This window comes from Knoellia terrae (assembly GCF_048606435.1).
GTDB classification, from domain to species: Bacteria; Actinomycetota; Actinomycetes; order Actinomycetales; family Dermatophilaceae; genus Knoellia; species Knoellia terrae.
Map to the genome: position 1 here is coordinate 54,838 of NZ_JBMBWH010000003.1, position 13,490 is coordinate 68,327.

Annotated in this window: 15 protein-coding genes; 12 read left to right on the forward strand and 3 right to left on the reverse strand. The window is 72.5% G+C overall.

Annotated elements, in window-relative coordinates; translation table 11 throughout:
- The first annotated feature begins 21 nt into the window (after nt 1-21).
- Nucleotides 22-1,212: a glycogen synthase gene (gene glgA / locus ACOJV9_RS05480; RefSeq protein ID WP_420184183.1), complete on the forward strand. Its 1,191-nt coding sequence runs from the start codon at nt 22-24 to the stop codon at nt 1,210-1,212.
- On the opposite strand, the gene ACOJV9_RS05485 is transcribed toward glgA, so the two are convergent.
- Nucleotides 1,191-1,955, reverse strand: coding sequence for a hypothetical protein (locus ACOJV9_RS05485; RefSeq protein ID WP_420184184.1), 765 nt, complete (start codon nt 1,953-1,955; stop codon nt 1,191-1,193). The two genes, glgA and ACOJV9_RS05485, sit on opposite strands and share 22 nt — an antisense overlap.
- Nucleotides 1,956-1,999: 44 nt before the next feature.
- Between ACOJV9_RS05485 and ACOJV9_RS05490 the strand changes: the two genes are divergently transcribed.
- The 7 genes from ACOJV9_RS05490 to ACOJV9_RS05520 all read left to right on the forward strand — a co-directional run bounded on the left by ACOJV9_RS05490 (nt 2,000) and on the right by ACOJV9_RS05520 (nt 8,570).
- Nucleotides 2,000-2,782 (forward strand): ABC transporter ATP-binding protein, encoded by a 783-nt coding sequence (locus ACOJV9_RS05490; RefSeq protein WP_420184185.1) that lies wholly within the window; start codon nt 2,000-2,002, stop codon nt 2,780-2,782.
- A 133-nt stretch (nt 2,783-2,915) separates the two neighbouring features.
- The gene (locus ACOJV9_RS05495; protein WP_420184186.1) at nt 2,916-3,368 is read left to right on the forward strand and encodes an NfeD family protein; all 453 of its coding nucleotides are present in this window, start codon (nt 2,916-2,918) and stop codon (nt 3,366-3,368) included.
- A gap of 12 nt (nt 3,369-3,380) precedes the next feature.
- Nucleotides 3,381-4,475, forward strand: a complete 1,095-nt coding sequence (locus ACOJV9_RS05500; RefSeq protein ID WP_420184187.1) for an SPFH domain-containing protein — start codon at nt 3,381-3,383, stop codon at nt 4,473-4,475.
- 1 nt (nt 4,476) lies between these two features.
- Nucleotides 4,477-5,262 carry a sulfite exporter TauE/SafE family protein gene (locus tag ACOJV9_RS05505; RefSeq protein ID WP_420184188.1) on the forward strand — a complete coding sequence of 262 codons (786 nt, stop codon included), beginning with the start codon at nt 4,477-4,479 and terminating at the stop codon, nt 5,260-5,262.
- Nucleotides 5,262-5,981, forward strand: a complete 720-nt coding sequence (locus ACOJV9_RS05510) for a TSUP family transporter (protein WP_420184189.1) — start codon at nt 5,262-5,264, stop codon at nt 5,979-5,981. The genes ACOJV9_RS05505 and ACOJV9_RS05510 overlap by 1 nt, the downstream gene beginning before the upstream one ends.
- A 10-nt stretch (nt 5,982-5,991) precedes the next feature.
- Nucleotides 5,992-6,801: a TrmH family RNA methyltransferase gene (locus ACOJV9_RS05515; RefSeq protein ID WP_420184190.1), complete on the forward strand. Its 810-nt coding sequence runs from the start codon at nt 5,992-5,994 to the stop codon at nt 6,799-6,801.
- A gap of 116 nt (nt 6,802-6,917) precedes the next feature.
- Entirely contained in the window at nt 6,918-8,570 is a 1,653-nt protein-coding gene (locus tag ACOJV9_RS05520) for a serine/threonine-protein kinase (protein WP_420184191.1), read from the forward strand.
- A 13-nt stretch (nt 8,571-8,583) separates the two neighbouring features.
- Here the strand turns inward: ACOJV9_RS05520 and ACOJV9_RS05525 are convergent, their stop codons facing one another.
- Nucleotides 8,584-8,964, reverse strand: coding sequence for a DUF3037 domain-containing protein (locus tag ACOJV9_RS05525; RefSeq protein WP_420184192.1), 381 nt, complete (start codon nt 8,962-8,964; stop codon nt 8,584-8,586).
- Entirely contained in the window at nt 8,961-9,725 is a 765-nt protein-coding gene (locus tag ACOJV9_RS05530; protein WP_420184193.1) for a HipA family kinase, read from the reverse strand. The genes ACOJV9_RS05525 and ACOJV9_RS05530 overlap by 4 nt, the downstream gene beginning before the upstream one ends.
- A 55-nt stretch (nt 9,726-9,780) precedes the next feature.
- Here ACOJV9_RS05530 and ACOJV9_RS05535 point away from each other — a divergent pair, with 55 nt between their 5' ends.
- The 4 genes from ACOJV9_RS05535 to ACOJV9_RS05550 all read left to right on the forward strand — a co-directional run bounded on the left by ACOJV9_RS05535 (nt 9,781) and on the right by ACOJV9_RS05550 (nt 13,322).
- Nucleotides 9,781-11,304: a protein kinase domain-containing protein gene (locus tag ACOJV9_RS05535; RefSeq protein ID WP_420184194.1), complete on the forward strand. Its 1,524-nt coding sequence runs from the start codon at nt 9,781-9,783 to the stop codon at nt 11,302-11,304.
- A 28-nt stretch (nt 11,305-11,332) separates the two neighbouring features.
- On the forward strand, nt 11,333-12,244 hold the full coding sequence (locus ACOJV9_RS05540) for a bile acid:sodium symporter family protein (protein WP_420184195.1): 912 nt from the start codon (nt 11,333-11,335) through the stop codon (nt 12,242-12,244).
- A gap of 61 nt (nt 12,245-12,305) precedes the next feature.
- A complete protein-coding gene (locus ACOJV9_RS05545; protein ID WP_420184196.1) occupies nt 12,306-13,025 on the forward strand; it encodes a response regulator in 720 nt (239 codons plus the stop codon).
- Nucleotides 13,026-13,139: 114 nt separating this feature from the next.
- On the forward strand, nt 13,140-13,322 hold the full coding sequence (locus tag ACOJV9_RS05550) for a hypothetical protein (protein WP_420184197.1): 183 nt from the start codon (nt 13,140-13,142) through the stop codon (nt 13,320-13,322).
- Nucleotides 13,323-13,490 lie beyond the last annotated feature (168 nt).

Below are 13,490 nucleotides of genomic sequence, written 5' to 3' on the forward strand. Positions count from 1 at the left end.
GAGAGCAGTAGGGTCGGTCCCGTGCGAGTCGACATCCTCAGCAAGGAGTACCCACCGACGATCTACGGGGGAGCGGGCGTGCACGTCGCCGAGCTGACCCGGGCGCTGCGCGAGCGGGGCGACATCGACGTCAGGGTGCGTGCCTTCGGCCCACCCCGCGACGAGGAGGGCACGACGGGGTATGCCGACCTGCCGGCTCTCGAGGGCGCCAACCCCGCGCTCGTGACGATGGGGGTCGACCTCGCCATCGCCGCCGACTGCGGCGGCACGGACCTCGTCCACTCGCACACCTGGTACGCCAACTTCGCCGGCCACACGGCCTCCCTGCTCGAGGGGGTGCCGCACGTCGTCAGTGCCCACAGCCTCGAGCCGATGCGCCCGTGGAAGGCCGAGCAGCTCGGCGGTGGGTACCGGCTGTCCTCGTGGATCGAGCGGACGGCATACGAGGGGGCCGCCGCGGTCATCGCGGTGAGCGACGGCATGCGCCAGGACGTCCTGCGCAGCTACCCGTCGATCGACCCGGCCAAGGTCAGGGTCGTCCACAACGGCATCGACAGCGAGCTCTGGAAGCGCGCCGAGGACGCCGACGTCGTGCGGCGGCACGGCATCGACCCCGACCGGCCCAGCGTCGTCTTCGTCGGGCGGATCACCCGGCAGAAGGGCCTGCCCTACCTCCTGCGCGCGGCCGCGGAGCTGCCGCCCGAGGTCCAGCTCGTGCTGCTCGCCGGCGCCCCCGACACTCCGGAGATCAAGGCGGAGGTCGAGGAGCTCATCGCCGGGCTGCGCGAGACCCGCGAGGGTGTCGTGTGGGTGGCCGAGATGCTCCCGAGGGCCCAGGTCGTCGCCGTGCTGTCCGCGGCCACGGTCTTCGTGTGCCCCTCCGTCTACGAGCCGCTCGGCATCGTCAACCTCGAGGCGATGGCCTGCGAGCTGCCGGTCGTGGCCACGGCGACCGGGGGCATCCCCGAGGTCGTCCTGGACGGGGAGACCGGCTGGCTGGTCCCCATCGAGCAGGTGCAGGACGGCTCAGGCATCCCGGTCGACCCGGACCGCTTCGTCGCCGACCTCGCGAAGGCCCTCAACGAGGCGGTGTCCGACACCGAGCGTGCCGCCCGGTTCGGTCGGGCCGGCCGCGCTCGCGCGGTGGAGTCGTTCTCCTGGGCCCGCATCGGGGACGAGACGCTCGCGGTCTACCGCGACGTCCTGCGCTGAGCCAGCGCGGCTGCCCCGGCGTTCGTCGCCTCGACGAGGGCCCGCTCGGCGAGCCGGCGCAGGTCGCGCAGGAGGTCGAGGCGGTGCTGGAGGGTGGTGCCGACGAGAGCGTCCTGCGGCCCGTCGAGGCCGGCGGTCGCGGCGTTGCCGATGGCGGCGGCGAAGGTGATGGCGCGCAGCGCCTGCGGCGACACGGCGTCGGGCAGCGCCCACCGACCGGGCCGGGGCAGCGCATCGCGCGCCGAGGCCGCGTCGAAGGGCTGACCGCCGAGGGCGTCGAGCTGGTCGGTCACCTCGAGGACCCGGCCGGTGAGCACCCGGACCGTCTCGCGCGGGTCGAGTGCCTCCACGCGGTGCGTCGGCACCGGGTCGCAGTCGTATGCCGTCCAGTCCAGTCGCGTGCCCGCGTCGGCTCCGGTCGCTCCCGGTGCCCCGAAGGTCGACCAGGACGGGACGAGCATCGCCCCGAGGCCGGGGGCGACGACGCACTCCTCTGCCTCGAGCGCGGCGTCCATCGCGTCGGTGCCGCAGCGCGGGAGGCTGCTGGGGTCACCGCTGGAGGGGAGGGCGACGAGGACGGTGCGCTCGCCGAGCTCGCGCCACAGGTCGAGGGCGGAGATGCCCGGCCCGACCGCGTCGACGTCCGGCAGCGCCGACTGGACGGCCTCCTCGAGGGAGCCGCCGTCCTGCCAGGTCGCGGTGACCCACAGGGCGATCCGGACGGAGGCGGGCAGCTCGGGCATGGCGTCATCGTAGGCAGCCGCAGGGGTCGCCTAGGGTGTGCGCCATGAGTGATGTGCTGGCGCTGGCGGGCGTGAGCGTCGTCCGTGGGGGAGCGACGCTGCTCGACGAGATCGACTGGGAGGTCGAGGAGGGGCAGCGGTGGGCCGTGCTCGGCCCCAACGGCGCGGGCAAGACCACCCTGCTCCAGCTGGCGTCGGGCCGGATGCACCCGACGAGCGGCGTGGTGGGGGTCCTCGGCGAGGTCCTCGGTGCCGTCGACGTCTTCGAGCTGCGACCGCGCATCGGGCTCGCCTCCGCCTCGCTCGCCGAGCGCATCCCCGGTGGTGAGCGTGTCGGGGACGTCGTCGTGACGGCGTCGTACGGCGTCGTCGGACGCTGGCGCGAGAGCTACGACTCGCTCGACCACGCCCGCGCCGGTGAGCTCCTCGAGGCCTTGGGAGCGGCGCACCTGCGGGACCGCACCTTCGGCACGCTGTCGGAGGGCGAGCGCAAGCGCGTCCAGATCGCCCGTGCCCTGATGACCGACCCCGAGCTCATGCTGCTCGACGAGCCGGCGGCCGGTCTCGACCTGGGCGGGCGCGAGGACCTCGTCGCCCGGCTCGGCGAGATCGCCGCGGACGTCATGGCCCCCGCCCTCGTCCTCGTCACGCACCACGTCGAGGAGATCCCCCCGCACTTCACCGACGTGCTGCTGCTGCGCGACGGCTCGGTCGTCGCCCAGGGACCGATCGAGATCACGCTCACCGCCGAGAACCTCAGCGCCACCTTCGGCCTGCCCCTGCACCTCGAGCAGCGGGGGTCCCGCTACCTCGCCTGGTCCGGCTGACCGGTCGCTCGACCGGTCGGCCACGACCACCGCGACGCACCGGCATACCCCACCCGCCCACGGTCTCGCGCGCGTTCGTGGGATCGTTGCCCCACACACCGTCGTGGACGGTGGGGGACGAAAGGGGAGTGCCATGGAGTGGCTGACCGACAACCCGTGGGTCGCGTGGATCGGGGTCGCGCTGATCCTCGCCGCCATCGAGGCGGCGACCGTCGACTTCGTCTTCCTCATGCTCGCCGGTGGGGCACTGGCCGGTGGGCTCGCCGCGGCGATGGGCGGCAACCTCGCCGTCCAGGTCATCGTCGCCATCCTCGTCGCCGGCCTCCTCGTCTTCGTCGTGCGCCCGATCATCAAGCGCAAGTTCACCGAGGGCGAGCACGACCACCACATCGGCGCGTCGAGCCTTGTGGGGCGCGAGGCGCGCGTCCTCCAGACCGTCACTGACACCGACGGGCGCATCAAGCTCGCAGGGGAGACGTGGTCGGCCCGGGTCGCCGAGGGCTCCGCCTCACTGCGCCCCGGCGACGACGTCCGGGTCATCGCCATCCACGGTGCGACGGCCATCGTCGCCGCCGACCGTCACTGACAGGGAGTCACCATGATCGAGCTCGTCATCCTGGCGCTGCTGCTCATCTTCGCCGTCATCGTCATCATGCGAACGGTGCGGATCGTGCCGCAGCAGACGGCCCTCATCATCGAGCGCCTCGGCCGCTACTCGCGCACCCTCGAGGGAGGCATCCACTTCCTCGTGCCGTTCGTCGACAAGGTCCGCGCCAACATCGACCTGCGCGAGCAGGTCGTCTCGTTCCCGCCGCAGCCGGTCATCACGAGCGACAACCTCGTGGTCAACATCGACACCGTCATCTACTACTCCGTCATCGACGCCAAGTCCGCGGTCTACGAGATCGCCAACTTCATCCAGGGCATCGAGCAGCTCACCGTCACGACCCTGCGCAACGTCATCGGCTCGCTCGACCTCGAGCAGACACTGACCAGCCGCGACCAGATCAACGCCCAGCTCCGTGGCGTCCTCGACGAGGCGACCGGCAAGTGGGGGATCCGCGTCAACCGCGTGGAGCTCAAGGCCATCGACCCGCCCATGTCGATCCAGGAGTCCATGGAGAAGCAGATGAAGGCCGAGCGCGAGCGCCGCGCGATCATCCTCACCGCCGAGGGCGCCAAGCAGTCGAGCATCCTCACCGCCGAGGGCGAGAAGCAGAGCCAGATCCTGCGCGCCGAGGGCTCGGCGCAGGCCCGGGTGCTCGAGGCCCAGGGCCAGGCCCGCGCGATCCAGCAGGTCTTCGACGCCATCCACCGCGGCAAGCCGACCCAGAAGCTGCTCGCCTACCAGTACCTCCAGGTCCTCCCGCAGATCGCCCGCGGTGACTCCAACAAGATGTGGATCATCCCGAGCGAGCTGACCGACGCGCTCAAGGGGATCGGTGGTGCCCTCGGACGCGGCGACGGCGGTGGCGGGTTCGACGACGGTGACTCCGACGCGTGGGAGCCGACCGAGGAGCTGTCCACCCCGTTCGACGACACCGTCCTCGCCGACCCGGCGCAGGCCCTGGCCGAGGCGCGCGGCGAGGCCGGCGACGCCTCCCGCGAGGCGAAGGACCACGCGACCCCGCCCGCCCGCCAGCAGCCGCCGCTGACGCCGCCGGCGGACGCGGTCCCTCCCCGCGAGAGCTGAGGTGGGCGCAGCCGAGGCGACGCTCGTCTTCGTGGCCGGCGTCCTCGCCGGCACGATCAACACCGTCGTGGGTTCGGGCACCCTCGTGACCTTCCCGACCCTGCTGTTCTTCGGGTACCCGCCGGTCGTGGCCAACGTCTCCAACACCGTCGGCCTCGTGGCCGGTGGCCTCACCGGCTCGTGGGGCTACCGGCACGAGCTGCGCGGCGCCGGAGCGACGCTGCGGCGGTGGGCCCCGATGTCGCTGCTCGGTGGCGTCGTGGGCGCGGTGCTGCTGCTCGTCCTCGACCCCGCCGCCTTCCGGACGGTCGTGCCGGTCCTCATCGGGCTCGGCGTCCTGCTCGTCGCCGTCGGTCCCCGCCTCACGGCCTGGGCCACGGCCCGGCGGGGGACCGCGGTGCCCGCGACCGAGGAGCACTCCCGGCGGCGGGCGCTCGTGCTGCTCGCCGGGATCTTCGGCACCGCCGTCTACGGCGGGTACTTCGGGGCGGCCCAGGGGGTCATCCTCATGGGCCTCCTCACGACGCTGACCAGCGAGGGGCTGCAGCGGCTCAACGGCATCAAGAACGTCCTGTCGACCATCGTCAACGCCGTCGCCGCCCTGACCTTCGTCGTCGTCGCCCCCGACCAGGTCGACTGGCTCGTCGCGGGGCTGATCGCGCTCGGCGCCCTCGTGGGTGGTCTGCTCGGCTCACGGGTCGGCCGCCGGCTCCCGCCGGCGGTCCTGCGGGCGGTCATCATCACCATCGGTCTGGTGGCGATCGTGCGCATGGTCTGGTTCGGGTGATGGACTGGCCGGTGGTCCTGGGGCTCGGTGCGGCGCTGGTGGCGGGGGCCTTCGTCCAGTCCTCGATCGGCTTCGGGCTGGCCGTCGTGGCCGCGCCCTTCGTCGTCGTCCTCGCGCCGGAGCTCATGCCGGGCGCGCTGCTCGTGGCGAGCTTCTCGCTGCCGGTGGCCCAGCTCCTCCTCGCACCGGTCGACATCTCGTGGCGACCGCTGGGGTGGGCGCTCGTCGCGCGGCTGGTCCTCACCCCGGTCGGCGTCGTGGCCGTGGCGTTCCTCTCCGTGCGGTCCCTCTCGGTCGCCGTCGCCGTCCTCATCCTCGTCACCGTGGCCGCCTCGCTGACGACGGTCGAGATCCGGATGACCTCACGCAACGCGGCGATCGCCGGGGCGGTCGCCGGTGTGTCGGGGACCGCGACGAGCATCGGCGGACCGTTCCTCGCCCTGGTCCTCCAGCACGAGCGCCCCGAGCGGGTGCGCTCGACCCTGGCCGCGTTCTTCGTCGCCGGCGCCGTCATGGCCATCGGCTCGCTGTCCGTCGCCGGCGAGTTCACGCGTGCCCAGCTGCTCGCGGGGCTCGTCTGGCTGCCGTTCGTCGCGATCGGGTATGCCGTCGCCGCACCGCTGCGTCGTCACCTGCGGACCGAGCACCTGCGACGCGGCGTCCTCTCGTTCAGCGCCCTCGCGGGTGCCAGCATCCTGCTGCGCGCGCTGGTCTTCTAGCCTCTCCCTCGTGCCGATCCGGATCACCGACCCCAGCGACCCGCGTGTCCACGACTACGTGGGGCTCACCGACGTCGCGCTGCGACGGCGGACCGAGCCGGAGCGCGGCCTCTACATCGCCGAGTCGGAGAAGGTCATCCGTCGGGCCCTCGACGCCGGGCACCGGCCGCGCTCCTACCTCATGGCCGAGCGCTGGCTGACCGACCTCGGTGACCTGGTCACGCAGGCCGAGCAGGACGGCATACCCGTGCTCGTGGCCGACCACGACGTCATCGAGAGCTTCACCGGGTTCCACCTGCACCGGGGGGCACTGGCCTCGATGCAGCGCCCTGCCCTGCGGACGGTCGCGGACGTCGTCGCCGGGGCCCGGCGGGTCCTCGTCATCGAGGACGTCGTCGACCACACCAACGTCGGAGCCGTGTTCCGGAGCGCCGCCGCCCTGGGCATGGACGCGGTCCTCGTGACCCCGAGGTGTGCCGACCCGTTGTACCGCCGGGCCATCCGGGTCTCCATGGGCACGGTCTTCCAGGTGCCGTGGACCCGGATCGACCCCTGGCCCGCAGGTATGGACCAGCTGCGCGACAGCGGCTTCACCGTCGCGGCCCTGGCTCTCTCGGAGGAGGCGGTCGGGCTCGACGCCCTGGCCGCGAGCCCGCCCGACCGTCTGGCCCTCGTCCTCGGCACCGAGGGCGACGGGCTCGGACGACGCACCGTGGAGGGCGCCGACGTGGTCGTCACCATCCCGATGGCCGGGGGAGTGGACTCGCTCAACGTCGCCGCTGCGGGCGCCGTCGCGGCATGGGCCCTCAGGGTGCACTGACGCCGGGCACCGGGCCCACGAGCAGCCTCGTGAGCCAGATCCGGGCACCTCTCGACCGATCCAGTGCCGGTCCGGCCTTAGGCTCGAGTGTCACAGGCCATGGGAGGAGACCCTGAGTGAGCGTTCCGGAGGTGCTGATCGCTGGGCGCTACCGCCTCGTCTCGATGATCGCCACCGGAGGCATGGGGGTCGTCTGGGAGGCGTGGGACGAGCGTCTCGAGCGGTCGGTCGCCATCAAGCAGCTGCGCACGCTCGCGGGCGTCCCCGAGGCCGAGGCAGAGGAGGCGAAGCACCGCGCCATGCGCGAGGCCCGCATCACCGCCAGGCTCCACCACCCCCACGCGGTGCCCGTGTTCGACGCGGTCGAGCACGACGGCCAGCCCTGCCTCGTCATGCAGCTGGTGCCCTCGACCCCGCTCTCCACCGTGCTGCGCGAGCGACGACCGCTGCCCCTGCCCGAGGTCGCCCGCCTGGGGAGCGAGGTCGCGTCCGCTCTGGCGGCGGCCCACAAGCTGGGAATCGTGCACCGGGACGTCAAGCCCGGCAACATCCTCATCACCGCCGACGGCGGGGCGCACATCAGCGACTTCGGCATCTCGCACGCCATGGGCGACGCCACCCTCACGCGGACCGGGATGATCCACGGCACCCCGGCCTACCTCGCGCCGGAGGTGGCCCGGGGTGAGGACGCGTCCTTCCCGGCCGACGTCTTCTCCCTGGGCTCGACGCTGTATGCCGCCCTGGAGGGCGAGCCGCCGTTCGGGTCCGAGGGGAACTCCATCGCCCTGCTCCACAAGGTCGCCGCTGCCGAGGTGCACCCTCCGGCGCACGCGGGCGCGCTCACGCGGTTCCTGCTCGCGATGCTCTCGTCCGACCCGGACTCCCGCCCGACGATGGAGACGGTCTCACGCTCGCTGGCCTCATTTCGGGACGACGGCACCATCCCCCTCGCCGCCACTCTCGCGCTGCCGCGGACCCACGTGGCGTCGGGCGCCGGGCCGGCAGCGGGCACTGCGGCGGTGGGCGAACTGGGCTCGCAGCAGCCACGGGACACCTCGCTCCCGGAGGGCCGCCGCACCGACGACGAGGTGCTGCCCGTCCCTGTCGGCGCCGGTGCGCCCGCTCCGCCACCCGAGGAGCGGCGTCGGGGACGCCGCCCGGGGTGGCTCCTGCTGCTGGCCGCTGCGGTGGTGCTTGCTGTCGTGGTCGGGTTGGTGTCCACCCTCACCGACGACGAGCGTGGGAACCGGACGCAGGCCGGGACGCACACCGGCCGGTCGACGCCGACCGCCGCGGTGAGCAGCCCGACCCCCACGCCGACGACCTCCGCGACCCCGTCACCGACGGCGCCACGACCCAGCCCCTCGAGCGCGACTCCGACCCCGACCGCGGAGCCCGAACCCTCGGCGCCGACCAGGTCACCGCAGGCCTCCACCTCCCCGAACCGGGCGGCTCGGCTGGCGGCGGCGATCACCGACTACTACGCGCTCCTTCCCGATCGGACGGCCGACGCGTGGCCCCGGATGACGTCCGACTACCAGTCCGAGCGCGCCGGTGGCCGCGGCTCCTACGAGGCGTTCTGGGACGACATCGAGGACGTCAGCGTCAGTGACGTCCGGGCCTCGCCCCCGGACCGGGTCGTCGCCACGTTGACCTACTCGTCCGAGAGCGGGCGCGTCGACGTGGAGCGCACGAGCTACCGGCTCGTCGACGAGGGTGGGATCCTCAAGATCGCCGCGAGCGAGGTGCTGAGCAGCCGCTCGGGCTGAGACGTCCGACGCCTCAGCGGACGAGCCGGTCGAGCAGGGCCTCGAGCTCCGCAGCGGGGTCGGCGGTGGTACCGCCGTGCACCCCCGACGGCTGGATGACGGTGCTGCGGGGCGCGCTGAGCCAGCCGAAGCGCTTGCCGGGCGTGGCCAGGCGTGGCCGCCCACCGCCGTCCGTGCCGGCGCAGACGTCGTCGACGACGGCCAGCGAGGCCGACACCGCCTCCAGGTCGAGGTCCGAGGCCAGGGCTCGGAGCCGGTTCTCGTCGACGTGGCAGGCCGCACCGAGGAACCCGGCCGACTGCGAGAACAGCACCACGCCGACGTTGACGCACTCACCGCGGTCGACGCGGGGGACGCACCTCAGCACGACGTACTGGTACGGGTGGGCGCTCATCGTGCGGCCTCCCACCAGGACTCGGCCTGCTCGAGGCGGCGGGTGAGGTGGTCGACGTAGGCCGCGCGCAGCTCGGCCGGACCGTCGAGTCCCGGGGCCGGCTCGAGCCACTCGTCGGGCACCAGGCCGAGGACCTCGGTGAGGACCTCCGGCGTGAGGAGGGCCGAGCAGCGCTGATGGGCTGCCGCGAGGTCCCCCACGACGTCACCCAGGACGTGCTCGGAGGTGTCGAAGGGCTGGATGGCGAAGCGGCTGGCGTCGGCGCCGCGGCTCGGCCACGAGTGGTGGAACCAGATGGCCGCGCCGTGGTCGATGGCCCACACCTCCCGGTGCCAGACGAGCAGGTTGGGGTTGGACCACGTGCGGTCGACGTTGGCCGTGAAGGCGTCGAGCCAGACGATGTCGGCCGCCTCCTCGGCAGAGGGGGCGCGGGAGCCGTCGTAGCCGAACGAGCCGGGCAGGAAGTCGACGGCCAGGTTGGCGCCGGGACTGGCGTTGAGGAGGTCCTGGACCTCCTCATCCGCCTCGTAGCGGGCGATGGCGGCCGGCATGTCGATGACGGCCAGCTCGGGGACCCGGATGCCGAGGCGTCGGGCGAGCTCCCCGACGACGACCTCGGCGACGAGGACCTTGAGTCCCTGGCCGGCGCCGCGGAACTTCACGACGTAGGTGCCGTCGTCCGAGGCCTCGACGAGCCCGGGCAGGGAGCCGCCCTCTCTCAGGGGCGTCACGAACCGCGTCGCGGTGATGTGGGGCAGCACATCCACAGGTTAGTGGAGGGACTAGTGTCGTCGGAGCGCCCACGCGAGGAGAGGTATGACCCAGACGCAGGGGCGGCTGCTCGGCGGCCGCTATCGACTCGGTGCCCCCCTGGGGCGGGGCGGCATGGCCGTCGTGTGGCGGGCCGAGGACGAGATGCTCGGCCGCGAGGTCGCCGTGAAGACCCTCGACCTCACCGGTCCCGAGAGCGACAACGCGGGGGAGCGCTTCCGGCGGGAGGCACGGGCCACCGCGGCTCTGAACCACCCCCACATCGTCACGGTGTACGACACCGGCGTCGAGGACCACACGGCATACCTCGTCATGGAGCTCCTCCCCGGACCCACGCTCGCCGAGCAGGTCCGCGACGAGGGTCCACTGCCCATCGAGGACGTGCGCACCATCGGCCTCGAGGTCGCCGGTGCCCTCCAGGCGGCCCACGACGCCGGGATCGTCCACCGTGACATCAAGCCGGGCAACGTCGCGTACGCCGCCGACGGCACGGTCAAGGTCCTCGACTTCGGCATCACCCAGCTCGTCGACGAGGCGCTCGGACACCACGCGCTGACGATGACCGACACGATCGTCGGCACGGCGGAGTACCTCGCGCCCGAGCAGGCGACCGGCAAGCGGGTGGACGCACGGGCGGACCTCTACGCCCTCGGCTGCGTCCTCACCACCCTGCTGACCGGGTCGCCGCCGTTCACCTCGCCCACGCCCGTGGCGATCCTCATGAAGCATGCCAACGACCCCGCCCCGGACGTGCGCGACCTCCGGCCGGACACGCCTCCGGACCTCGCCGACCTCGTCACCGGCCTGCTGGCCAAGGACCCCGCCCACCGCCCGCAGTCCGGTCGAGAGGTCGCCGAGCTGCTGCGCCAGCGCCGGGCCCCCGAGCTCACCGAGGTGCTGCCCGTGGCCGGCGCCGCGGTCGCACCGACGGCGGTCACGCCCCTGCCGGCCCCGGTCCGCGACCGGTGGGACGAGCCACCCCGTGCCGTGGAGGACCGCGAGTCGCGCGCGTGGATCTGGGTCCTGCTCCTCCTGGCGGCGGTGCTCGCCGCTGCCGCCGTCTGGTACGCACTGCAGGACCGTGACGACGAGCCCACGGGTCCGGCGACGCAGAGCGCCTCCCCGAGCGTGAGCCAGACCCGCGAGTCCCCGTCACCGTCCTTGACCCCGGTCCGCACGCCCCCGCCCGTGACGTCGACGCCGAACCCCACGGTGACGGTCACCCGAACGCCGCCGGCACCCACACCCACGCCGACCCCGTCCACGCCACCGCCGGACACCGGTGGCGCCGTCACGGACGCCACGAAGGAGATGCAGGCCGCCCTGCGCGACGCCCGGCAGGACGACCAGATCGACGGCGACATCGCCGGAACCATCCAGGGCAAGCTGCAGGACATCGACGGTGCCGTGCGTTCCGAGGACGCTGCGGCCGTGCGGTCGCTCGTCGGTGACATCGAGGGTGAGCTGGAGCAGGCGGCCGAGCAGGGTGAGCTGACGCAGCCCGGGGCCGCTGCCCTGGCCGGACCGCTCGACACGCTCAAGCAGGCGGCCGACGCGTTCCAGCCCTGACGAGCCGGTGCGCCGGTAGCGTCCGCGCATGGACTCCGCGCTGTTGACCATCGGTCTCCCCGTCGCCCTCGCCGTCATCATGTTCGGGTTGGGCCTCGACCTCACTCCCGACGACTTCCGGCGCGTCGTCCGCCACCCCCGGGCGGTGGCCATCGCGCTGGTCTGCCAGGTGCTCGTGCTGCCCCTCATCGCCTTCGCACTGGTCAGCCTCTGGGACCTCGAGCCGTTGCTCGCCGTGGGCTTCATGGTGCTCGCGGCGTCCCCGGGCGGGACCACGGCCAACCTCTTCAGCCACCTGTTCCGCGGCGACGTCGCCCTCAACATCACCCTGACGGCGCTCAACTCCGTCCTCGCGATCCTCACGCTCCCGCTCATCGCCAACCTCGCGATCTCGCGGTTCCTCGACGAGGGCGACCGGATCGGCCTCCAGTTCGACAAGATGCTCCAGGTCTTCGCGATCGTGCTCGTGCCGGTCCTCGTCGGGATGCTCGTGCGGCACCGTTCGCCGGGCTTCGCGCAGCGGATGGACCGACCGGTCCGGATCGCCTCCGCCGTGCTCCTGCTGCTCGTCGTCCTCGGCGCGATGCTCGGCGAGCGGGACAACATCGCCGGGTACCTCGCTGACGTGGGGGTTCTCGCCGCGCTGTTCTGTGTCCTGTCGCTGTCGATCGGGTATGCCGTGCCGCGCCTTCTCGGCCTGGCCGAGCCGCAGGCCGTCGCGAGCGGCTTCGAGATCGGCATCCACAACAGCACCCTGGCGATCGCCATGGCGATCACCGTGCTCGAGAGCACGCGGATCTCGATCCCGCCGGCCGTCTACGGCGTCATCATGTTTCCGATCGCCGCCCTCTTCGGCGTGCTGGTCCGTCGGCGCACGCAGCACCTGCGCCCTGCCGACGAGGGGGTCGACCGCGCCCCTGCGCGGCACGAGTCGACGTGAGTCGCCCGGCAAACCAGCCAAACGCCACCATGGCGCCCGACCTCCGTGTGAACATGAGCAGGTGAGTCCACACACATCCGGCTCGGACGGGTGGGTCCCGTCGGTCGTCGAGGGGCGCCACGCGATCCGCGTCGTCATCGCCGACGACCACGAGCTGTACCGGCGCGGCACGGAGGCGCTGATGGACTCGGAGGACGACCTCGAGATCGTGGCCGAGGCGTCGACCGCCTCCGACGCCGTCGGTGCAGCACTCACGCACCGGCCGGACGTCGTGCTGCTCGAGGTGCGCCTGGGTGGGCAGAGCGGTATCGACGCGTGCACCGCGATCAAGATGGGTTCACCACAGACCAAGGTCCTCGTGCTCACCGCCTCCGCCGAGGAGGCCGACCTGTTCAAGTCGCTCATGGTCGGCGCCTCCGGCTACCTGCTCAAGTCCCTGCCTGCCGACCAGATCCTCGACGCGGTCCGTCTGGTGCACTCGGGCGAGGTGGTGGTCCCTCCACCCATGGCCCGACACCTCGTGGCCGAGTTCGCCCGACTGGCCAGCAGGACGACCGACGACGTGGCCCAGGAGCGCACGCGGACCCTCAGCGAGCGCGAGGTCGAGGTGCTGACCTGGATCACGCGGGGCAAGCCCAACCGCGAGATCGCGGTCCTCATGACGGTCAGCGAGAACACCGTCAAGAACCACGTCCGCAACATCATGAGCAAGCTGCAGGTGTCGTCGCGCACCGAGGCCGCGATGCACGCTGTCCGGGAGAACCTCGTCGCCTCCGCCTGAGCCGTTCGCGGTGACGAGGCGGGTCGGCGCCAGCCGGTGTCAGCGCGGGGGCTTCACGCCGGGCCGGGGATCGGGCAGGCTGGAGCACCCGCGGACCCACGGAAGGACGTCGTGATGGAGATCGACAGGCAGGAGATCGTCGACGAGCTGCGCGGTCGAGGTGAGGACGAGGCGGCCGCCCGTGCCGAGCGTGAGCTGCCCGAGGTCGTCGACACCGACAAGCACGCCGACCTGCTTCACCACCTGGGCATCAACCCGCTCGACCTCATCGGTGGCGTCGGAGGAACCTTCGGCTGAGGCCAGGGCCGTGCGCGTTCCGCGGCGGTTGTGGGGGTCGCCGGGCGGCCGTGCCCTCGGGGTCCCACCCCGCGTGACGTTCCTGCGGGCTACTCTCGCCGTGAAGCGCCCTTGAACCCACGGTCGATGGGAGGAACCGAGACTCATGGTGGACACGAATCGATCCAC

What these genes read in the sequence shown, in the direction of transcription:
- ACOJV9_RS05485 (WP_420184184.1), bottom strand. Translation starts at nt 1,955, where the DNA reads ATGCCCGAGCTGCCCGCCTCCGTCCGGATCGCCCTGTGGGTCACCGCG.
- ACOJV9_RS05490 (WP_420184185.1), top strand. Translation starts at nt 2,000, where the DNA reads ATGAGTGATGTGCTGGCGCTGGCGGGCGTGAGCGTCGTCCGTGGGGGA.
- ACOJV9_RS05495 (WP_420184186.1), top strand. Translation starts at nt 2,916, where the DNA reads ATGGAGTGGCTGACCGACAACCCGTGGGTCGCGTGGATCGGGGTCGCG.
- ACOJV9_RS05500 (WP_420184187.1), top strand. Translation starts at nt 3,381, where the DNA reads ATGATCGAGCTCGTCATCCTGGCGCTGCTGCTCATCTTCGCCGTCATC.
- ACOJV9_RS05510 (WP_420184189.1), top strand. Translation starts at nt 5,262, where the DNA reads ATGGACTGGCCGGTGGTCCTGGGGCTCGGTGCGGCGCTGGTGGCGGGG.
- ACOJV9_RS05525 (WP_420184192.1), bottom strand. Translation starts at nt 8,964, where the DNA reads ATGAGCGCCCACCCGTACCAGTACGTCGTGCTGAGGTGCGTCCCCCGC.
- ACOJV9_RS05535 (WP_420184194.1), top strand. Translation starts at nt 9,781, where the DNA reads ATGACCCAGACGCAGGGGCGGCTGCTCGGCGGCCGCTATCGACTCGGT.
- ACOJV9_RS05540 (WP_420184195.1), top strand. Translation starts at nt 11,333, where the DNA reads ATGGACTCCGCGCTGTTGACCATCGGTCTCCCCGTCGCCCTCGCCGTC.
- ACOJV9_RS05550 (WP_420184197.1), top strand. Translation starts at nt 13,140, where the DNA reads ATGGAGATCGACAGGCAGGAGATCGTCGACGAGCTGCGCGGTCGAGGT.